This window comes from Burkholderia sp. AW33-5 (assembly GCF_053427615.1).
This window is the reverse complement of sequence record NZ_JBSAXA010000014.1, coordinates 1-21,035: the sequence shown is the minus strand read 5'-3', so window position 1 is coordinate 21,035 and position 21,035 is coordinate 1. Positions and strand designations below refer to the sequence as shown.

General features: G+C 68.5%; 20 protein-coding genes. 16 read left to right on the top strand and 4 right to left on the bottom strand.

Going from position 1 to position 21,035, the window contains the following annotated elements:
• Positions 1 to 114 precede the first annotated feature (114 nt).
• From urtB to ureG, 11 genes are all read left to right on the top strand, one after another.
• Complete coding sequence (gene urtB, locus ACV22V_RS21380) at positions 115 to 1,734, top strand: urea ABC transporter permease subunit UrtB (protein WP_448015502.1); 1,620 nt, start codon at positions 115 to 117, stop codon at positions 1,732 to 1,734.
• A gap of 1 nt (position 1,735) precedes the next feature.
• Positions 1,736 to 2,920 carry an urea ABC transporter permease subunit UrtC gene (urtC, locus tag ACV22V_RS21375; protein ID WP_448015501.1) on the top strand — a complete coding sequence of 395 codons (1,185 nt, stop codon included), beginning with the start codon at positions 1,736 to 1,738 and terminating at the stop codon, positions 2,918 to 2,920.
• Entirely contained in the window at positions 2,917 to 3,774 is an 858-nt protein-coding gene (gene urtD, locus ACV22V_RS21370) for an urea ABC transporter ATP-binding protein UrtD (RefSeq protein WP_059530295.1), read from the top strand. The genes urtC and urtD overlap by 4 nt, the downstream gene beginning before the upstream one ends.
• 4 nt (positions 3,775 to 3,778) lie before the next feature.
• A complete protein-coding gene (gene urtE, locus ACV22V_RS21365; RefSeq protein ID WP_059690763.1) occupies positions 3,779 to 4,471 on the top strand; it encodes an urea ABC transporter ATP-binding subunit UrtE in 693 nt (230 codons plus the stop codon).
• Positions 4,472 to 4,656: 185 nt separating this feature from the next.
• Complete coding sequence (locus tag ACV22V_RS21360) at positions 4,657 to 5,532, top strand: urease accessory protein UreD (RefSeq protein WP_448015500.1); 876 nt, start codon at positions 4,657 to 4,659, stop codon at positions 5,530 to 5,532.
• 236 nt (positions 5,533 to 5,768) lie between these two features.
• Positions 5,769 to 6,071 (top strand): urease subunit gamma, encoded by a 303-nt coding sequence (gene ureA, locus ACV22V_RS21355; protein WP_006048588.1) that lies wholly within the window; start codon positions 5,769 to 5,771, stop codon positions 6,069 to 6,071.
• A 14-nt stretch (positions 6,072 to 6,085) separates the two neighbouring features.
• A complete protein-coding gene (locus ACV22V_RS21350) occupies positions 6,086 to 6,391 on the top strand; it encodes an urease subunit beta (protein ID WP_059448107.1) in 306 nt (101 codons plus the stop codon).
• A 28-nt stretch (positions 6,392 to 6,419) separates the two neighbouring features.
• Positions 6,420 to 8,126, top strand: coding sequence for an urease subunit alpha (ureC, locus tag ACV22V_RS21345; protein WP_059699397.1), 1,707 nt, complete (start codon positions 6,420 to 6,422; stop codon positions 8,124 to 8,126).
• An 18-nt stretch (positions 8,127 to 8,144) separates the two neighbouring features.
• On the top strand, positions 8,145 to 8,753 hold the full coding sequence (gene ureE, locus ACV22V_RS21340; protein ID WP_448015499.1) for an urease accessory protein UreE: 609 nt from the start codon (positions 8,145 to 8,147) through the stop codon (positions 8,751 to 8,753).
• Positions 8,740 to 9,420 carry an urease accessory protein UreF gene (locus ACV22V_RS21335; protein WP_059530307.1) on the top strand — a complete coding sequence of 227 codons (681 nt, stop codon included), beginning with the start codon at positions 8,740 to 8,742 and terminating at the stop codon, positions 9,418 to 9,420. The genes ureE and ACV22V_RS21335 overlap by 14 nt, the downstream gene beginning before the upstream one ends.
• A gap of 14 nt (positions 9,421 to 9,434) precedes the next feature.
• A complete protein-coding gene (gene ureG / locus ACV22V_RS21330; protein WP_059690758.1) occupies positions 9,435 to 10,082 on the top strand; it encodes an urease accessory protein UreG in 648 nt (215 codons plus the stop codon).
• A gap of 60 nt (positions 10,083 to 10,142) precedes the next feature.
• On the opposite strand, the gene waaA is transcribed toward ureG, so the two are convergent.
• The 4 genes from waaA to ACV22V_RS21310 form a co-directional block, all read right to left on the bottom strand.
• Positions 10,143 to 11,501: a lipid IV(A) 3-deoxy-D-manno-octulosonic acid transferase gene (gene waaA, locus ACV22V_RS21325; protein ID WP_448015498.1), complete on the bottom strand. Its 1,359-nt coding sequence runs from the start codon at positions 11,499 to 11,501 to the stop codon at positions 10,143 to 10,145.
• Positions 11,502 to 11,538: 37 nt separating this feature from the next.
• A complete protein-coding gene (locus ACV22V_RS21320; RefSeq protein ID WP_059530314.1) occupies positions 11,539 to 12,423 on the bottom strand; it encodes a Kdo hydroxylase family protein in 885 nt (294 codons plus the stop codon).
• 43 nt (positions 12,424 to 12,466) lie between these two features.
• Positions 12,467 to 13,462 carry a lipopolysaccharide heptosyltransferase I gene (gene waaC / locus ACV22V_RS21315; RefSeq protein WP_059530317.1) on the bottom strand — a complete coding sequence of 332 codons (996 nt, stop codon included), beginning with the start codon at positions 13,460 to 13,462 and terminating at the stop codon, positions 12,467 to 12,469.
• Between the two features lie 177 nt (positions 13,463 to 13,639).
• Positions 13,640 to 15,034: a phosphomannomutase/phosphoglucomutase gene (locus ACV22V_RS21310; protein ID WP_059690756.1), complete on the bottom strand. Its 1,395-nt coding sequence runs from the start codon at positions 15,032 to 15,034 to the stop codon at positions 13,640 to 13,642.
• A 242-nt stretch (positions 15,035 to 15,276) separates the two neighbouring features.
• Between ACV22V_RS21310 and ACV22V_RS21305 the strand changes: the two genes are divergently transcribed.
• The 5 genes from ACV22V_RS21305 (at position 15,277) to ACV22V_RS21285 (ending at position 20,995) form a co-directional block, all read left to right on the top strand.
• Complete coding sequence (locus ACV22V_RS21305) at positions 15,277 to 16,533, top strand: lipopolysaccharide biosynthesis protein (RefSeq protein ID WP_448015497.1); 1,257 nt, start codon at positions 15,277 to 15,279, stop codon at positions 16,531 to 16,533.
• Positions 16,530 to 17,354: a glycosyltransferase gene (locus tag ACV22V_RS21300; protein WP_448015496.1), complete on the top strand. Its 825-nt coding sequence runs from the start codon at positions 16,530 to 16,532 to the stop codon at positions 17,352 to 17,354. The genes ACV22V_RS21305 and ACV22V_RS21300 overlap by 4 nt, the downstream gene beginning before the upstream one ends.
• 332 nt (positions 17,355 to 17,686) lie before the next feature.
• Positions 17,687 to 18,823, top strand: a complete 1,137-nt coding sequence (locus ACV22V_RS21295) for a glycosyltransferase family 4 protein (RefSeq protein WP_448015495.1) — start codon at positions 17,687 to 17,689, stop codon at positions 18,821 to 18,823.
• Positions 18,824 to 18,838: 15 nt separating this feature from the next.
• Complete coding sequence (gene galE, locus ACV22V_RS21290; protein ID WP_448015494.1) at positions 18,839 to 19,861, top strand: UDP-glucose 4-epimerase GalE; 1,023 nt, start codon at positions 18,839 to 18,841, stop codon at positions 19,859 to 19,861.
• A 27-nt stretch (positions 19,862 to 19,888) separates the two neighbouring features.
• Positions 19,889 to 20,995: an MraY family glycosyltransferase gene (locus ACV22V_RS21285; RefSeq protein WP_448015493.1), complete on the top strand. Its 1,107-nt coding sequence runs from the start codon at positions 19,889 to 19,891 to the stop codon at positions 20,993 to 20,995.
• Positions 20,996 to 21,035: the final 40 nt, after the last annotated feature.

Sequence of the window (21,035 nt, the reverse complement as noted above, 5' to 3'; positions counted from 1 at the left end):
GCGGAGCGCCGCGCACCGGCGTGGCGCTCCGTTCGCAGGCCGGTGCCGGCACTCGCCGCGATTGCGGTAACGCGCCGCACGCATTCGCTTTCCCACGCCCGACAGGATTTCCCGATGCCTACACGCTTTCGCCGCGCCGCCGTCGCGGTCGTCGCCTGTGCCGCGCTGGCGGGCGCGCTGCCGCGCGCCGCGCTCGCCCTGACGGCGGCCGATACCGCCGCGCTCGCCGGCGACGACTTCGACGCGAAGACGACCGCGATCGACCATCTCGCCGCCGATGCCGATCCGCGCGCCGTCGCGTTGCTCAATGCGCTGTCGACCGGCGACGCGCTCGCGACCGGCGACGGACGCCTGCTGATCCAGACCGGCGACACCGCGCACGACGCGCTCACGCAGGCCGCGACGCCCGCCGGCGACGCGCAGCCCGTGATGCTGAACAACCTGCTGCGCACGAAGATTGCCGGCGCGCTGTCGGGTCTCGCCCTCGCCTCGCCCGACGTCGCCGCGCGCCGCGACGCGATCGACGCGCTGCTGAAGTCGCCCGACCCGGCACTCAAGCCGATGATCGATCGCGCCCGCGCGAAGGAAACCGATCCGGCATTGAAGCGCCGCCTCGACGCGCTGTGGGCGATCGCCGCGCTGCACGATGCCGATCCGGCGAAGCGTCTCGAAGCCGTGCAGGTGGTGGCCGCGCGCCGCGACCTCGACATGATCGAACAGTTGCGTCCGCTCGTCGCGAAGAACGCGGACGGCAGTTTCGCCGAGCCCGACGCACGCGTGCGCGAAGCCGCGCAGCAAGGGCTCGACGCATTGCACGCGCTGCAGCGCCGCGGCGAAATCGCGGGCACCGTGTTCGCGGGCCTGTCGCTCGGCAGCGTGCTGCTGCTCGCGGCGCTCGGCCTCGCGATCACATACGGGCTGATCGGCGTGATCAACATGGCGCACGGCGAATTCCTGATGATCGGTGCGTACGCAACCTATGTCGTGCAGACGCTGATCCAGCGCTATGCGCCGGCGGCATTCGACTGGTATCCGCTCGTCGCGGTGCCGGTGTCGTTCGCGGCGGCCGCGCTGGTCGGCATCGTGCTGGAGCGGCTCGTGCTGCGGCACCTGTACGGCCGCCCGCTCGAGACGCTGCTCGCGACCTTCGGCGTGAGCCTGATCCTGATCCAGGCGACGCGCATGCTGTTCGGCGCGCAGAACGTGCAGGTCGTGAACCCGTCGTGGATGAGCGGCGGCGTGACCGTGATGCAGAACCTGATCCTGCCGTACAACCGGCTCGCAATCCTCGCGTTCGCGCTCGCGGTCGTGTGCGTCGCCTGGGGCGTGCTGACGAAGACGCGGCTCGGCCTGTTCGTGCGCGCGGTCACGCAGAACCGCCGGATGGCCGCGTGCGTCGGCGTGAAGACCGCGCGCGTCGACGCGTATGCGTTCGCGTTCGGCGCGGGCATCGCCGGCCTCGGCGGCTGCGCGCTGTCGCAGATCGGCAACGTGGGCCCGGACCTCGGGCAAAACTACATCATCGATTCATTCATGGCGGTCGTGCTCGGCGGCGTCGGCCAGATCGCCGGCACCGTGCTCGGCGGCTTCGGGCTCGGCCTCGTCAGCAAGGCGATCGAGCCGTTCTGGGGCGCCGTGCTCGCGAAGATCGCAGTGCTCGTGATGATCGTGCTGTTCATCCAGAAACGTCCGCAGGGCATGTTCGCCCCGAAGGGACGCAGCGCGGAGGCCTGACATGACTTCAATCACCGATTCGTTGTCGAACCCGATCGCCGACGCGCCGAAGCCCGCTGCCTCCGCGCGCGCGGACGGTTTCGCGCTCGGCCTGCCGCCCCGCCCCGCGTTGCTGTCGCGCCGCGCGTGGCTCGCGCTCGTCGCGCTGTGCATCGCGATCGGCATCGGCGTGCCGCTCGCCGCGCTGGTCGCGCCCGAGTCGAGCGCGTTCCATTTGTCCGCGTACGCGATGACGCTCGCCGGCAAACTGATGTGCTACGCGATCGCCGCACTCGCGCTCGATCTCGTGTGGGGTTACTGCGGAATCCTGAGCCTCGGCCATGGCCTCTTCTTCGCGCTTGGCGGTTATGCGATCGGCATGTACCTGATGCGCGAGATCGGCCGCGACGGCAAGTACGGCAGCGACCTGCCCGACTTCATGGTGTTCCTCGACTGGCATCAGCTGCCCTGGTACTGGAGCGGCACTCAGCATCTCGCCTGGGCGCTCGCGCTGGTGGTGCTCGTGCCGGCCGTGCTCGCTTGGGTGTTCGGCTTCTTCACGTTCCGCTCGCGCGTGAAGGGCGTGTACCTGTCGATCATCACGCAGGCGCTGACGTTCGCCGCGATGCTGCTGTTCTTTCGCAACGAGACGGGCTTCGGCGGCAACAACGGCTTCACCGACTTCAAGCGCATCGCCGGGTTTCCGATCACGTCGCCCGGCACGCGCACGGTGCTGTTGCTGCTGACCTTCGCGACGCTCGTGCTCGCATTCATCGCCGCGCGCGCGATCGTCACCAGCAAGCTCGGGCGCGTGGTCACCGCGGTGCGCGACGGCGAGACGCGGCTGATGTTCCTCGGCTACAGCCCGCTCGCGTACAAGCTGTTCGTATGGACGCTGTCGGCCGTGCTGTGTGGAATCGCGGGCGCGTTGTACGTGCCGCAGGTCGGCATCATCAACCCCGGCGAGATGTCGCCCGGCAACTCGATCGAAATGGCGATCTGGGTCGCGGTGGGCGGGCGCGGCACGCTGATCGGGCCGATCGTCGGCGCGTTCGCGGTGAACGGCGCGAAGAGCCTCTTCACCGCGTACTTCGCCGAATACTGGCTGTTCTTTCTCGGGCTGATCTTCGTGCTCGTGCCGCTCTTGCTGCCGCGCGGCATCATGGGCCTCGTCGACACACTGCTCGCAAAGGGGAAACGCGCATGAACGGCACGGCCCTCTACCAGTTCACGCCACCGGCCGAGGACGAGCTGCTGACCGTCAGCGGCACCGCATCGATGGGCCGCGTGGTGCCGCCCGGCATCGACACGTCGCACGGCACGATCCTCTACCTCGAGGACATCGAGGTGAGCTTCGACGGCTTTCGCGCGCTGAACAAGCTGTCGCTCGCGATCGACGCGGGCGAACTGCGCTGCGTGATCGGCCCGAACGGCGCGGGCAAGACGACGATGATGGACGTGATCACCGGCAAGACCCGCCCCGATGCGGGCAAGGTGTTTCTCGGCCAGACCATCGACCTCGCGCGGATGAACGAACCCGAGATCGCGCGTGCGGGGATCGGCCGCAAGTTCCAGAAGCCGACCGTGTTCGAACAGCATCCGGTGTGGGAAAACCTCGAACTGGCGATGCAGACCGACAAGGGCTGGCTCGCGTCGCTGCGCGCGCGGCTCGACCGCGCCGCGCAGGCGAAGATCGAGGAGACGCTCGCACTGATCGGCCTCGAAAGCGACGCGTATCGCGCGGCCGGCGAGCTGTCGCACGGGCAGAAGCAGCGGCTCGAGATCGGCATGCTGCTGATGCAGCGCCCGGCGCTGCTGCTGCTCGACGAGCCGGCCGCCGGCATGACCGACCACGAGACGATGGAACTCGCGAAGCTGCTGAACACGCTGCGCGGCACCTGCTCGATGATGGTCGTCGAGCACGACATGGAATTCGTCGCGGCGCTCGCGGGCGACACGGGCCGCGTGACGGTGATGGCCGAAGGCGCGGTGCTCGCGCAAGGCACGCTCGATCAGGTCAAGCGCGACGACGCGGTGATCGAGTCCTACCTCGGACGGTAATCCAATGCTGAAGATCGATGCACTGAACCAGTATTACGGCGGCAGCCATATCCTGCGCAACGTCACGCTGGCCGCCGACGACGGCAAGCTCACCGTGCTGCTCGGCCGCAACGGCGTCGGCAAGAGCACGCTGCTGCGCTGCCTGATGGGCGTGGTCGCCGCGAAGAGCGGCAGCGTGTCGTGGCGCGGCACGGCGCTCGGCGCATTGCCGCCATATGCGCGCGTCGCGGCCGGCCTCGCGTACGTGCCGCAGGGCCGCGACATCTTTCCGCGCCTCACCGTCGAGGAGAACCTGCTCGTCGGCGCGGCGAGCCGCAAGGCGCCGTCGAAAGTGCCCGACCGCATCTACGACCTGTTCCCGGTGCTGAAGGACATGCGCGCACGGCGCGGCGGCGACCTGTCGGGCGGCCAACAGCAGCAGCTCGCGATCGGCCGCGCGCTGATGAGCGAGCCGCAACTGCTGATCCTCGATGAGCCGACCGAAGGCATCCAGCCGTCGATCATCCAGGACATCGGCCGCACGCTGCGCCAGCTCGTCGACGAATCGCGGATGACCGTGCTGCTCGTCGAGCAGTATTACGACTTCGCGCGCTCGATCGCGGACCATTACTGGGTGATGAGCCGCGGCGAGGTCATCGCGGGCGGCGAGGCGCGTGACATGGAAACCCACGGCGTGCGCGAGCTGATCGCGGTGTAGCCGAGGAATGCGGCACGCGATGACGTTGCCGCGAGGCGCCGGCGATCGACGCATGCCGGACGAACGTCGGCATCGCCGCCGCGCGGCCGCCCTTCCCCGTCGCCTCGTTCGGCATCCCGAACACCCAGGCGTATAGTGTTGCGGTAGCATCTCCGATCACCGCGCCCGTCTCCAGCTTCCCGCCGATGTCCGCCCTCGATTCCCACGCTCCGCTGTCCCGCCCCGCCGTCGCCAAGTCGTGGCGCGGCCGTCTCGAACTCGGCTTCGAGCGGCACGGCGCGCGCACGACGCTCGTCCACCGGCTGCACGACGGCCCGCTGCGCGTCCAGCGGCCGCTGTATCCGGAAGGCGACGCGATCTGCCACGCGGTCATCGTTCACCCGCCGGGCGGCGTCGCGGGCGGCGACCGGCTCGACATCGACATCACGCTCGGCGACGGCACGCACGCGGTGCTGACGACACCCGGCGCGACCAAGTGGTACAAGTCGAACGGCCTCGACGCGACGCAGCGCATCGGCATCACGGTCGGCGAGCACGCGAAGCTCGACTGGCTGCCGCAGAACAACCTGTTCTTCGACGCGGCCCACGCCGCGCTCGACTTCACGGTGACGCTCGGCGCCGGCGCGAGCGCGATCGGCTGGGACGCGACGCAGCTCGGCCGTCAGGCGGCCGGCGAAACGTGGTCGGCCGGCCGCATCGCGTCGGGTTCGGCACTCGTCGATGCCGGCGGACGGCCGCTATGGACCGAGCGCGCGCTGCTCGACGCGCACGATCCGCTGCGCGGCGCGCTGCAGGGCCTTGGCGGCTTTCCCGTGTACGGCACGCTGTGGGCGGCCGGCGCCGCGTGCGATGCCGCGCTCGCCGAAGCGCTCGCCGCCCGGATGCCGTTCGACGACGCACTGCGCGCGGGCGCGACCTGCGTGACGCCGGGCGTCGTGCTGGTGCGCGCGGTATCGACGTCGATGGAAGCGCTGCAGCGTCACTTCGCCGACTGCTGGCTTTACCTGCGGCCGCTCGTGCACGGCGTCGACGCACGGCCGCTGCGCCTCTGGCAGACCTGAGCGCGCGGCCCGCCACGCACCGTTTCGGCGCAGCCGCGCCGCCCACCCTGCCCACGATTCATGCATCGCGCACCACGATCGCGCATCGAGGTGCCTTCCATCGACATGGCACGCGCCTTGCTGCTTACATAACGGCTACACGACGCACGAAAAACGGCGCGGTGCTACGATGACCCGCGCCCCGGCCGGAACCCCGCGCACCGATAAAAATTACGTTTTCCTGAACGACTGCCTTCATGAAACTGACTCCCCGAGAAAAGGACAAGCTGCTGATCTTCACGGCGGCGCTGCTGGCCGAGCGCCGCCGCGCGCGCGGGCTGAAGCTCAACTATCCGGAAGCGGTCGCGTTCATCACCGCCGCGCTGATGGAAGCCGCGCGCGACGGCAAGACCGTCGCCGAGGTGATGCACTACGGCACGACGCTGCTCACGCGCGACGACGTGATGGAAGGCGTGCCGGAGATGATTCCCGACATCCAGGTCGAGGCGACCTTCCCCGACGGCACCAAGCTCGTCACCGTCCACCACCCGATTCCGTGACCGAGGTAGCACGCATGATCCCCGGCGAAATCCTCACCGACGACGGCGAGCACGAACTGAACGCGGGCCGCGCGACGGTCTCGCTCGTCGTCGCGAACACCGGCGACCGCCCGGTGCAGGTCGGCTCGCATTACCACTTCTTCGAAGTCAACGACGCGCTGTCGTTCGACCGCGCGGCCGCGCGCGGCTTCCGGCTCAACATCGCGGCCGGCACGGCCGTGCGCTTCGAGCCGGGCCAGACGCGCACCGTCGAGCTCGTCGAGCTGGCCGGCGAACGCGCCGTCTACGGTTTTCAGGGCAAGGTGATGGGGCCGCTGTAAGCCGCGCCCCGCTCTTCAGGAACAGCACATGACACTACGCTTGAGCCGCCGCGCATACGCGGAAATGTTCGGGCCGACGACGGGCGACCGCGTGCGGCTCGCCGATACCGAACTGCTGATCGAGATCGAACGCGACTTCACCACCTACGGCGAGGAAGTGAAATTCGGCGGCGGGAAGGTAATCCGCGACGGGATGGGTCAGTCGCAGCGGGTGGCCGCCGACGTGCCCGACACGATCATCACGAATGCGGTGATCCTCGATCACTGGGGCATCGTGAAGGCCGACATCGCGATCAAGCACGGCCGCATCGCCGCGATCGGCAAGGCGGGCAACCCGGACATCCAGCCGGGCGTGACGATCGCGATCGGCGCGGCGACCGAAGTGATCGCCGGCGAAGGGCTGATCGTGACGGCCGGCGGCATCGACACGCACATCCACTTCATCAGCCCGCAGCAGATCGACGAGGCGCTCGCATCGGGCGTCACGACGATGCTCGGCGGCGGCACCGGGCCGGCCACCGGCACCAACGCGACGACCTGCACGCCGGGCCCGTGGCACATGGAGCGGATGCTGCAGGCCGCCGATGGCTGGCCGATCAACCTCGGCTTCCTCGGCAAGGGCAATGCGAGCCTGCCGCAGCCGCTCGTCGAGCAGATCGCGGCCGGCGCGATCGGCCTGAAGCTGCATGAAGACTGGGGCACGACGCCCGCCGCGATCGACAACTGCCTGTCGGTCGCCGACGACACCGACACCCAGGTCGCGATCCACACCGACACGCTGAACGAAGGCGGCTTCGTCGAATCGACGGTCGCCGCATTCAAGGGCCGCACGATCCACACGTACCACACCGAAGGCGCGGGCGGCGGCCACGCGCCCGACATCCTGAAGGTGTGCGGCGAGGCGAACGTGCTGCCGTCGTCGACCAACCCGACGCGCCCGTACACGATCAACACGCTCGACGAACATCTCGACATGCTGATGGTGTGCCACCACCTCGATCCGTCGATCGCCGAGGATCTCGCGTTCGCCGAATCGCGGATCCGCCGCGAGACGATCGCGGCCGAGGACATCCTGCACGATCTCGGCGCGCTGTCGATGCTGTCGTCCGACTCGCAGGCGATGGGCCGCGTCGGCGAAGTGATCATCCGCACCTGGCAGACCGCGCACAAGATGAAGGTGCAGCGCGGCGCGCTGCCCGAGGACGGCGCACGCAACGACAACTTCCGCGCGAAACGCTACGTCGCGAAGTACACGATCAACCCGGCGCTCACGCACGGCATCGCGCACGAAGTCGGTTCGATCGAACCCGGCAAGTGGGCCGACCTCGTGCTGTGGGAGCCCGCGTTCTTCGGGATCAAGCCGTCGATGATCCTCAAGGGCGGGATGATCGCCATGGCGCAGATGGGCGATCCGAACGCATCGATTCCGACGCCGCAGCCCGTTCACTACCGCGAGATGTTCGCCACGCGCGGCGGTGCGCTCGCGCGCACGTCGCTGACCTTCGTGTCGCAGATGGCCGCCGATGCGGGCATCGCCGAACGCTACGGGCTCGCGAAGCGCGTCGTGCCCGTGCGCAACTGCCGCAACGTGACGAAGGCCGACATGATCCACAACGCATGGCGCCCGTCGATCAGCGTCGATCCCGAAACCTACGACGTGATCGCCGACGGCCAGCTGCTCACCTGCGAGCCGGCGACGGTGCTGCCGATGGCGCAGCGCTATTTCCTGTTCTGATTTCCGGTTTTTCGTTCCATGCGCACCCTCGACAAACGCATTGCCCCGAACGTGAAGCTCGCCGCGTCGCTCGTCGCGCGCGCGCCGACGCTCACGCTCGCCTATGACGCCCGCTGCAAGAGCCGCCTCGCGGCGACGCTCGACACCGGCGAGGACGTTGCGGTCCTGCTGCCGCGCGGCACCGTGCTGCGCGACGGCGACGTGCTCGTCGCCGACGACGGCGCGCTCGTGCGTGTCGCCGCGGCGCCCGAGACCGTACTGCTCGTGCGTGCGGCCGATCCGCTCACGCTGGTGCGCGCCGCGTATCACCTCGGCAACCGTCACACGCCGGTCGAGATCGGCGACGGCTACCTGAAGCTCGAAGCCGATCCCGTGCTCGCGGACATGCTGCGCCGGCTCGGCACGCAGGTCGAAGAAACCAGCGCACCGTTCCAGCCGGAAGCCGGCGCATACGGCGGAGGCCACAAGCACGGACACGACGCGACGTTCGCCGAGGACTACGCACTCGCGCAGCAGGTATTCGGCGAACATCACGGCCACTCGCACGATCACGATCACGATCACGATCACGATCATCAGCATGGTCCGGGCTGCGCGCACGGCCACCACGGTCATGACCACCACTGAGCTCGTCGCGCTGCTGCATCTCGCGTCGCCCGCGCTGCCGATCGGCGCGTTCAGCTATTCGCAGGGACTCGAAGCCGCGCTCGACGCGAACCTGATCCGCGACGCCGACACCGCGCGCGACTGGATCGCGAGCGGGCTGACCGACGTGCTCGCGCACGGCGAGCTGCCGTTCCTCGCGCACCAGCTCGCGCGCTGGCACGCGCACGACGCCGATGCGCTCGCACGCGAGAACGCGTGGTTCGTCGCGAGCCGCGAATCGTCGGAGCTGCGCCGCGAAACCGAGCAGATGGGCTGGTCGCTCGCGCAACTCTGCGCGTCGCTCGAATGGGGCGATGCCGCGCGCCGCGCGACGCTCGCGTCGATCTCGCCGATCGCGCTGCCGACGGCGTTCGCCTACGCGGCCGCCGCGCACGATGCCGGCGCCGACGCGACGCTCGCCGCCTACGCATTCGGCTGGGTCGAGAACCAGACGTCGGCCGCGCTGAAAGCCGTGCCGCTCGGCCAGCTCGCCGGCCAGCGCATCATCGTCGCGCTGCGCGGCGCGATCGACGCGGCCGTGCGCCGCGCGCTCGCGACGCCGCCCGACGCCATCAACACGTTCGCGCCGCAGCTCGGCATCCTGTCCGCGCGGCACGAAACCCAGTATTCGCGGTTGTTCCGCTCCTGAATCCCACCCACGCCATGAACGCACCCGCTCCCTCCTCCGCCCGCCGCACCAAGAAACTGCCGCCGCTGCGCGTCGGCATCGGCGGCCCGGTCGGCTCCGGCAAGACCACGCTGCTAGAAATGCTGTGCAAGGCGATGCGCGAGCGCTACGACCTCGTCGCGATCACGAACGACATCTACACGAAAGAAGACCAGCGCCTGCTGACGGTCGCGGGCGCGCTGCCCGAGGAACGCATCATGGGCGTCGAAACGGGCGGCTGCCCGCATACGGCGATCCGCGAGGATGCATCGATCAACCTCGAGGCCGTCGACCGGATGCTGTCGCGCTTTCCCGACGCCGACATCGTGTTCATCGAATCGGGTGGCGACAATCTCGCGGCGACGTTCAGCCCCGAGCTGTCGGACCTGACGATCTACGTGATCGACGTCGCGGGCGGCGAGAAGATTCCACGCAAGGGCGGCCCCGGCATCACGAAGTCCGACCTGCTCGTGATCAACAAGACGGACCTTGCGCCGCTCGTCGGCGCGAACCTCGACGTGATGGCGTCGGACACGAAGAAGATGCGCGGCGAGCGGCCTTACGTGATGACGAACCTGAAGGCGCTCGACGGCGTCGCGGACGTGATTGCGTTCATCGAGAAGAAGGGATTGTTGACGGTGTGAGCGACGCGGCGGCAGCATGCCGCCACGTCTACCCGGGGGAAACGGCCTTGCGCCGCCCGCTTAGTCGTCGGATGCGTCGGCTGCGCCGTGCATCGCGCGCCCGCCGCGCTCGACCGGCGGCAGCAACGCCGCGAGCACGTCCACCGAGCGCGCCGTCGCGCCGCGATGGCGCGACGCGAACGCGGCGCCCGCCGCACCCATCGCGATGCGCCGTGCCTTGTCGGCGAACAGCGCGTCGAGCACGTGCGCGAGATCGAGCGGGTCCGCGACCTGCATCGCCGCGCCGGCCGCGACCGCATCGGCGGTCGCCTGCGTGAAGTTGAACACGTGCTGCCCGATCAGCACCGGCACGCCGACCGCGCAGGCCTCGATCAGGTTCTGCCCGCCGAGCGGCAGCAGGCTGCCGCCGATGAACGCGACGTCGGCGGCCGCATAGTACGCACCGAGTTCGCCCATCGAATCGCCGAGCAGCACCGTCACGTCGGCCGGCAACGGTTCGGCCGCGGCGGGCAGACCCGCGGCGAGCGCCGCCGCGTCCGCACCCCACACCGAACGCCGCACACACTTGAACCCGCTGCGCTCGACGAGCGCCTCGACTTCGGCGAAGCGCTGCGGATGACGCGGCACAAGAATGAGGAGCGCGCCGGGCGTCTTCATCGCGGCGAACGCCTGCAGCACCAGCGCCTCTTCGTTCTCGCGCGTGCTGGCGGCGACCCACACCGGCCGCGTGCCGATCGCGTCGCGCCATGCATGGCCGCGCGCCGCCAGCTCAGGCGGCGTCGTCATGTCGAACTTCAGGTTGCCGAGCACGGTCACGTTGCGTGCGCCGAGCGACGTCAGCCGCTCCGCGTCGGCCGGGCTCTGTGCGAGCACGCGCGAGAAACCGCCGAACACGTCGCGCGTCGCCGCGCCGAACTTCGCCGCACGTCGATGCGAGCGCGCGGACATCCGCGCGTTGGTCAGCACAAGCGGCACGTCCGCGCGGCGGCACTCGTCGATCAGCGTCGGCCACACCTCGGTTTCCATCACGAGACCCAGCGTCGGCCGCCATGCGCGCAGGAAGCGCCGCACCGCGCCCGGCATGTCGTACGGCAAATAGCAGCGCAGCACGCGATCGCCGAAGATCTGCTCGCCGGTCGCGCGACCGCTCGGCGTCATGTGCGTGAGCAGAATGCGCGCGTCGGGACGCGCATGCATCAGCGCGTCGATCAGCGGCTGCGCGGCGCGCGTCTCGCCGACCGACACCGCATGCACCCAGATCAGCGGCGTGCGATCGTCCGGCGACCGGCCCGCGACGTGACCGAAGCGCTCGCCGATGTGCTCGCGATAGCCGCGCTCCTTGCGCGAACGCACATAGAGCCGGATGACCGCGATCGGCGCGACGAGCCACCACAGCGCGCGATAGATCGCCCTCAGCATGCGCGGGCTCCGAAACCGTGAAGGATGCGGTGCGCGCTCAAACCAGCGCCCTGCCCTGCAGGCGCTCGAGAATCCCGAGCGGCGCGCATTCGCGACGCACCATCGCGTCGACCGGCAGGAAGAAGGTCTGCTCGAGCATGAACTGGCCGGACATCACAGCGTGCGAAGTCTGGTCCGAGAAACATATCCACACGCTGCCCGGCGGAAACGGCATCGTCTGCTGCGGGCAGGTCTTCTGGTAGTCGAGATCGGCCTTCATGCTGTCGTGCAGGTTCAGCATCAGGTGGTCGTATGCGCTGCGCGGCGACTTCGTCACGTGCAGCAGGTTCAGCAGCCACGCCGAACCCGGGAACTGCGGCCGGATCTTCGGCAGGAAACGCTTCGCGACGTCCTCGAACGGCTCGCCGACGCGCCACACGCGCGGCTGGCCGGCCGGGTTCACGTTCGTGAACACGCGCAGGATCCGCTCGCCGTAGTTCGGCCGCGACGGGAACGCGTCGACGTGCAGCCGGCTGTCGTCCTTGCGCCAGGACGTCTGGCGCGTCTCGACCTGCATCAGCCGCAGGCTCGTCGGCGCGACGCGCAGCTTGCCGCGGTATTCGGGAAAGAGGCCGTCGACGAGCGTGCCGGCCTGCTGCTGGAAGCGCGCGACCAGCGCGCGCACGGCCGACTGCGTGACGCTGTCGCCGAGCACGCCGGCGAGCGCACCGCCGTTCGGCGCGAGGCTGATGTTCTTGCGTTTCGGATCGGCGAGCGCCGGATCGAGCAGCGCTTCCTCGCCGCCTTCGATCGCGAAGCGCAGGTGCGGGAAATACAGCACCTTGCCTTCCTCGACCGCGGCGAGCAGCTGCTCGCGCGGCACCGACAGGTTGTGTCCGCTCCAGTCGGCGGACGGGACTTCGATGATCTGGGATTCGCTCATGATCGGTTCGCGTGCGTGACGGGCAGGGCAGGCAAGACGGGCATCACAGCAGACCGAAGCCCGCGAGCACCGCCTTCACCTGCGAGATCGACGGCGGCTGCCCCGCCGTGCCGAGGTTGACGACGTTCGGCGACCAGTAACCACCGGTGCGCCAGGCCGTCGCGAAATTGTACAGTTCGACCGTCGGACGCTTCAGCGCGGCCGCGATGTGAACCAGACCTGTATCAACCCCGACCGTCGCGGCCGCGCCGTCGATCAGGCCGACGACGGCCGGCAGCGACAGTTTCGGCGGCACGATCGCCGCCGCGCCGAACTCCTTCGCGAGCCGCTCGCTGGTCGCGCGCTCCGCGTCGTTGCCCCACGGCAGCACGAGCGACGCGCCGCGCCGCACGAGCGCCTGGCCGAGCTCGATCCAGGCGGCGTCCGGCCACTGCTTGTCGGCGCGCGACGTCGCATGCACGAACACCACGTACGGCACCGGCAGGTTCAGGCCGAGCGCCGCGACCGCGAGCGCCGCCGCACGCGTATCGAGGCCGAAGTCGACCGGATCGGCCGGCGTCGGCGCCGGGTCGCCCAGCGCGGCCGCGACCAGCTGGCGCGAACGCTCGACCACGTGCGTGCGCGGCGCGATCGGCACGCGCTTGCGATAGAAGAAGCGCACCGGCCATTCGTAGCCCGCGCCGTCGGTGCGGTTGCCGAGGCCCGCGAGCGGGCCGCGCGCCCAGCTCGCGACCCAGGCCGTCTTGATGAGCCCCTGGCAGTCGATCACGAGGTCGTACTGCTCGGCCGCGAGGCGCTTGCGGAACGCGCGGATCTCGCGCCACGTCGCACCCGAGAACGGCTTCTTGCGCCAGCGGCGCAGCGAGAACGGCAGCACGTCGCGCACGCCGTCGACGAGCCGCACGAGGTCGACGAAGCTCTCCTCGACGAGCCAGTCGATCTGCGCGTCGGGGTGGCGACGCCGGATATCGGCGATCACCGGCATGTTGTGCACGACGTCGCCCAGCGACGACACGCGCACGATCAGGATCTTTTGCACGCTGAAAAAACGCCGGCGGACGGCCGGCGACAGGCATAAAGACGCGATTTTATCGCGCCCGGGGGACCACACAGGCAAAAAGCGGCCGCACGCCGTCGGCGTGCGCCGCTTTTCGGGGATGGCGCGACGATCGTTCGACCATCGTCGCGCCGGCGGCGGCCCGCGGGCCGCCAGGGTTCAGAACGGCAGCTTGACGTCCGGCTTCGCGGCCGTCAGCACGCGGCGGAAGTCGTCCTGGATGCGCTTGAGCCCTTCCTCGGTCTCGGATTCGAACCGCATCACGACGACCGGCGTCGTGTTCGACGAACGCGCGAGGCCGAAGCCGTCCGGGTATTCGACGCGCAGGCCGTCGATCGTCACGACCTCGTCCGCTCCGTCGAATTTCGCCTCTTTCTGCAGCTTCTCGATCAGGCGGAAGTTCTCGCCTTCGTCGAGCCAGAGCTGCAGTTCGGGCGTGCTCATCGCGTCCGGCAGCGCGTTCAGCAGCGCGCTCGGATCGGCCGCCTTCGCGAGAATCTCGAGCAGGCGCGCGCCCGTGTAGAGACCGTCGTCGAAACCGTACCAGCGATCCTTGAAGAACACGTGGCCGCTCATCTCGCCCGCGAGCGGTGCGCCCGTCTCGCGCAGCTTCGCCTTCACGAGCGAATGGCCCGTCTTCCACATCAGCGGCTCGCCGCCCTTCGCCTTCACCCACTGCGCGAGATGGCGCGTGCACTTCACGTCGTAAATGATCTGCGCGCCCGGGTTGCGCGACAGCACTTCCTCCGCGAACAGCATCAGCTGGCGGTCCGGGAAGATGATCTGGCCATCCTTCGTGACGACGCCCAGGCGGTCGCCGTCGCCGTCGAACGCGAAGCCGAGCTCGGCATCGGTGTCCTTCAGCGCCTGGATCACGTCCTGCAGGTTTTCCGGGTGCGCGGGATCGGGGTGGTGGTTCGGGAACGTGCCGTCGATGTCGGTGAAGCGCTCGACGAGTTCGCAGCCGAGCGCCTTGAACAGGCGCGTCGCGAGCGGGCCCGCGACGCCGTTGCCGGCGTCGACGACGAGCTTCAGCGGGCGCGCGAGCTTCACGTCGCCGACGATGCGCTCGATGTACTGGTCGGCGACGTCGAATGCCTCGTACGAGCCGCTGCCCGTCTCGTAGCGCTCGTCGACGATGCGGCGGTACAGCGCCTGGATCTGCTCGCCGTAGATCGCCGCGCCGCGCAGCACCATCTTGAAGCCGTTGTAGTCGGGCGGGTTGTGGCTGCCCGTGACGACGATGCACGAATCGACGCGACGCTCGCCGCCCTTCAGCGCAAGCGGCACGCTCGCCGCGAAATAGCCGACCGGCGTGGGCACCATGCCGACGTCGACGACGTCGACGCCCGCCGCACGCAGGCCATCGGCGAGTGCGCCGACGAGCTCGGGCCCCGACAGGCGGCCGTCGCGCGCGACGACGACCGCGTCGCCGCCCTGTGCGCGCACTTCGCTGCCGAATGCCCGGCCGATCCCGCGCGCCGTGTCGGCGTCGAGCGTCTTGCCGACCACACCGCGAATGTCATATGCCTTGAAGATGGATTGGGAGATCATCGATTCTCTCTCGGTTGCGTGCATGGAAAATAATCTGGCCGCCTTTCGCGCATGCCCGGCATCATACATGCGGGCCCGGCGCTGCAAGGAACGGGACGGCTGGAGCGGCCCCGATCCAACTTATAATCGCGGGTTTTGATGACGCGGATTCCGTCCATTTTAATGCCTAGCCGTTCCGCCGCCGCCACCCTGCCGCCTCCGGGCGCCCTGCCGGCCGCCTCGCGCGCGTGCGGCTGCCCCGCATGCTGAAGCGATTCGGCAACCCGGACGTCGCGAAGGCCGTCGCGAACCTCGTCTGGCTGGGGCTCGAACGGCTCACGCAGATCGGCGTCGCGATCGCGATCAGCGGTCTTCTGGCCCGTTATTTCGGGCCGGACGTGTTCGGCAAATGGCAGTATGCGAATACGCTTCTCCTCGTACTGGCACCGCTCACCTGGGTGTGCGGCGCCGAAATCCTGGTTCCGACCATCGTCCAGCGCCCGCCCGCGCAACTCGGCGCGGTGCTCGGCAGCGCATTCGCGCTGCGCATCGGCGTGTCCGCCGCCGCGCTCGTCGCGACCTGGGTCGCGATCGGCGCCGGCGCGTTCGACCCGCTCGTCGGCGCGATGCTCGCGGGCCTCGCGGTCACGATGGTGTTCCGCGAACCGTTCGTCGGCGTGATCAACGCGTGGCTGCAGAGCATGACCTACAGCAAGCCGCAGCTCGTGACCAGCATGGTCACCGCGCTGGCGAAGGCGCTGTGCGTCTGGCTGCTGGTCCGCGCAGCCGCCGGCCCCGCCCGCTTCGCGTGGCTGTGGGCGCTGGAGGCCGCCGCGATCGGCTTCGCGCTGCTGCTCTACTACCGCCATCGTAACGGCGGCACGCTCGGCTGGACGTTCGACAAACCGCTGTTCGGGCACTTCGCCACCGCCGGCACCGTGTTCTGGCTCGGCCTGATCTGCATGTATCTGTTCCTGAAGCTCGACCGCCTGATGCTCGAGCGTCACGTGTCGTTCGCCGACCTCGGCCGCTATTCGGCGGCCCAGCAGCTCAACGAGAACTGGATCACGCTCGCACTGATGCTCGCGCAGACCATCGCGCCCGCGTTCGTGTACCGCGTGCAGGACATCGCGCGGCTGCGCCGCAACATCGTCCGGCTGATCGCGATGACCGCCGGCCTGATGACGGTCGGCGCGCTGGTGCTGGACGCGGCCGCGCCGCTCATCGTCGGCAAGGTGTTCGGCCGCGGCTACGAGGCGTCGGTCGACATCTTCCGCTGGGCCGTCTGGCTGTCCGTGCCGGCCGGCATCGAGGCGATAGGCAATCTTATCGTTCTCAAATATCAAGCAAAATTCGTGTTGCTGGCGAAATGGGTGCTCGCGCTCGCGATCGCCGCGCTCGTCAACGTGTTCGCCATCCCCCCGCTCGGCCTGTACGGCGCGCTCGTCGGGCTGGCGGCCGGCTATGTTGCCGCCGCCGCCGTTAATTTTTATTACATTCGTATCAAGCTGCGCCCATGACGTCTCCCGATTGCCCGCCCCCGCTCGACGACGTGGCCGTGCTGATGCCGGCCTACAACGGCCACGACGACGTCGTGCGCACCCTCGCGTCGTTTCGCGAGGACGCGCCGGTGCACGTGCTGATCGTCGACGACGGCAGCACGCCGCCGATCGCGGCGCCCGACCTGCCCGGCCTCGCGGTCGAGGTGCTGCGCATGCCGCAAAACGGCGGCATCGAGCGCGCGCTCGAGGCCGGCATCGACGCGCTCGCGGCGCGCGGCTTCCGCTATGCGGCCCGCATCGACGCCGGCGACCTCGCCGCGCCGCAGCGCCTCGCGAAAGAGCGCGCGTATCTCGACGCCCACCCGCGCGTGGCCTGCGTCGGCATGTGGACCCAGGTCGTGTCGCGCGCCGGCGAGCCGCGCTTCATGCTGACGCCGCCCGCCGATCCGCGCACGCTGCGCCGCACGCGCTTCCTGCGCTCGCCGCTCGTGCATCCATCGGTCATGTTGCGCATCGACGCGGTGCGCGAAGTCGGCAACTATCGGGCGAAGTACCGCGCGGCCGAGGATCTCGATCTTTTTTTACGGTTAATGCAACGCTACGATTGCGCGAACCTGCCCGAGCTCGGCCTCTACTACGAGCTCAACGAGGGCGGGATCAGCGCGACCAAGCGCCGCCGCCAGCTGATATCGACGCTATCGCTGCTGCTGCGACACTTCAACGTTCTGAACCCGTACGACTGGGCCGGCCTCGCCAAGAACCTGCTGCATTTCGTGACGCCGTACCGCACGTTGCAGCGGATCAAGCGGACGCTGTTCGCGGCGCGCCCGACCGGTTAGGGCCTGTTCACGCTAATAACGGGCTTGCGCTGGCCCCCAGAAGGGCCGAGCGCAAGGAATGCGACGAAGCGAATACTCGACGTATTCGCGAGGAGAATGACGCGGCGATCGGCCCTTCTGGGAGCCAGCCCCACGAATGAATTTTACAAAACAGGGGAACGTGCCTTGCCGGCCGTATTGCGGCGTCGCGCGTCGCTTGTTTGGCTCGGCCAAACGGCGCTCCTTGCTTCTTGCAATACGGCCGGCAAGGCACGTTCGCAAGCCCGTTATTAGCGTGAACAGGCCCTAGCCCGCATCCGGCATTTTCGACGCTTTATTTTTTCTTTTTTTTCATGTCCGCTACCTCCTCGCTGCGCATCGCGCTCGTCTGCAACACGGCCTGGGCGATCTACACGTACCGCCACGGGCTGATCCGTGCGCTCGTCGCGCGCGGCGCCGAGGTCATCGTGATCGCGCCGCACGACCGCACGGTGCCGCTGCTCGAGCAAATGGGCTGCCGCTACGTCGCGCTCGCCGTCGCGTCGAAAGGCACGAGCCCGCGCGAGGATCTCGGCACGCTTGCCGCGCTCGTGCGCCATTACCGCGCGCTCAAGCCCGATCTCGTGTTCCATTACACGATCAAGCCGAACATCTACGGGTCGGTCGCGGCGTGGCTCGCGCGCGTGCCGTCGATCGCGGTCACCACCGGCCTCGGCTACGTGTTCATCCAGAAAAGCCGCGCGGCCAGTGTCGCGAAGCGCCTGTACCGGTTCGCGTTCCGCTTTCCGCGTGAAGTCTGGTTCCTGAACCGCGACGATCTCGCGACCTTCACCGACGAGCAGTTGCTTGCGCACCCCGACCGCGCGCGGCTGCTGCACGGCGAAGGCGTCGATCTCGAACAGTTCGCGCCGGCGCCGCTGCCCGCCGGCCGCGGCCCGGTGTTCATCCTGATCGGCCGGCTGCTGTGGGACAAGGGCGTGCGCGAATACGTCGAGGCCGCACGCGTCGTGCGGGCCCGCTACCCGGATGCGCGCTTCCAGCTGCTCGGGCCGCTCGGCGTCGACAATCCGAGCGCGATCGGCCGCGCGGACGTCGACGCGTGGGTCGGCGAAGGCGTCGTCGAGTATCTCGGCGAGGCGCACGACGTGCGCCCGCACATCGCGGCGGCCGATTGCGTCGTGCTGCCGTCGTACCGCGAGGGCGTGCCGCGCACGCTGATGGAAGCGTCCGCGATGGGCCGCCCGATCGTGGCGACCGACGTGCCGGGCTGCCGCGACGTCGTGGCCGACGGCGAAACCGGCTTCCTGTGCCGCGTGCGCGACAGCGCGAGCCTCGCCGAGCAGTTGATCCGCATGATCGAACTCGGGACCGCCGGGCGCGATGCGATGGGCGCGCGCGGCCGCCGCAAGGTCGCCGCTGAATTCGACGAGCAGCAGGTCGTCGAACGTTACAGGCGTACCATCCATACGTTCACCGGCATCACATTTTGAAGGAGCACATGAGCAATGAGCGCTAAAGGCACCATCCTCGTCACCGGCGGTGCGGGCTACATCGGTTCGCACACGACAGTCGAACTGCTCGACAACGGCTACGATGTCGTGATCGTCGACAACCTCGTCAACAGCAAGGCCGAGTCCGTCCGGCGCATCGAGCGGATCACGGGCAGGACGCCGGCATTCCATCAGGTCGACGTTTGTGACGAAGCCGCACTCGCCGAGGTATTCGATTCGCACCCGATCACCGGCACGATCCACTTCGCCGCCCTCAAGGCCGTCGGCGAATCGGTAGAGAAACCGCTCGAGTACTACCAGAACAACCTCGGCGGCCTGCTGACCGTATTGAAGGTAATGCGCGAGCGCAACGTCAAGCAATTCGTGTTCAGCTCATCTGCCACCGTGTACGGCGTGCCGGAGCGCTCGCCGATCGACGAATCGTTCCCGCTGTCCGCGACCAACCCGTACGGCCAGTCGAAGCTGATCGCCGAGCAGATTCTGCGCGATCTCGAGGTATCGGACCCGTCGTGGCGCATCGCGACGCTGCGCTACTTCAACCCGGTCGGCGCGCATGCGAGCGGGCTGATCGGCGAGGATCCGGCCGGCATCCCGAACAATCTGATGCCGTACGTCGCGCAGGTCGCGGTCGGCAAGCTCGAGAAGCTGCGCGTGTTCGGCTCCGACTACCCGACGCCGGACGGCACCGGCGTGCGCGACTACATCCACGTCGTCGATCTCGCGAAGGGGCACATCGCCGCGCTCGACGCGCTCGCGAAGCGCGATGCGAGCTTCGTCGTGAACCTCGGCACGGGCCAGGGCTACAGCGTGCTGGAAGTCGTGCGCGCGTTCGAGAAGGCGTCGGGCCGCCTGGTGCCGTACGAACTCGTCGCGCGCCGCCCGGGCGACATCGCCGAGTGCTACGCGAATCCGCAGGCCGCCGCCGACCTCATCGGCTGGCGCGCGACGCTCGGGATCGAGGAGATGTGTGCCGACCACTGGAAATGGCAGGAGGGGAACCCCCGCGGTTTTGTATAATCCGCTGTCCATTTTTCGAGCGATCCCATGCTCAGCTTCGCGTCCGGCTTCATCGTCTCCCTGCTCGTCACGCTGTTCATCGTGCGCTATGCGCATCTGCACGAGAAATTCTCGATCGACAGCGATCTGGCCGGCGTGCAGAAATTCCACGTGCGGCCCGTGCCGCGCGTCGGGGGCATCGGGATCCTCGCCGGCGTCGTCATTGCCGCGCTGCTCCTGACCCGGCGCTATCCGACGATCGCCGGCAGCATTCTCGGCATCGTGGCCTGCGGGATGCCGGCGTTCCTCTCCGGGCTCGTCGAGGACCTGACCAAGCGCGTGTCGCCGCGCGCGCGGCTGCTGTGCACGATGGGCGCGGCCGCGCTGGCGTTCTGGCTGCTGAACATCGCGGTCACGCGCATCAGCGTGCCGCCGCTCGACTTCCTGCTCCACTACGTGGCCATTTCGGCGTTCATCACGGTGCTCGCGGTCGCCGCGCTGGCCAACGCGATCAACATCATCGACGGCTTCAACGGTCTCGCGTCGATGGTCAGCTTCATGATGTTCGCGTCGCTCGCCTACGTCGCATTCCACGTCAACGACCCGGTCGTGATGTCCGCGTCGATCATCATGATGGGCGCCGTGCTCGGCTTCTTTCTGTGGAATTTCCCGGCCGGCCTGATCTTCCTCGGCGACGGCGGCGCGTATTTCATCGGCTTCATGCTCGCCGAGCTCGCGATCATGCTGGTGATGCGCAATCGCGAAGTGTCGGCGTGGTATCCGGTGCTGCTGTTCATGTATCCGATCTTCGAGACCTGCTTCTCGATCTACCGGAAGAAATTCATTCGCGGGATGTCGCCGGGGATTCCGGACGGCGTGCACCTGCACATGCTCGTGTACAAGCGGCTGATGCGATGGGCCGTCGGGACGAAGCATGCGCATGACCTCACGCGGCGGAATTCGCTGACCTCACCTTATCTTTGGCTGCTGTGCCTCGTTGCCGTGATTCCGGCGACGCTGTTCTGGCGGCACACGGTGCACCTGTTCGTTTTTGTGGTGCTGTTCGCGCTGACCTATGTGTGGCTGTATATCAGCATCGTCAGGTTCAGGGTGCCGCGGTGGATGGTGGTGAGGAAGGCGCGACGGGGGCATTGAGTAGATGATGATCTGCGCACTCAGTCAAGCAATATAGCTA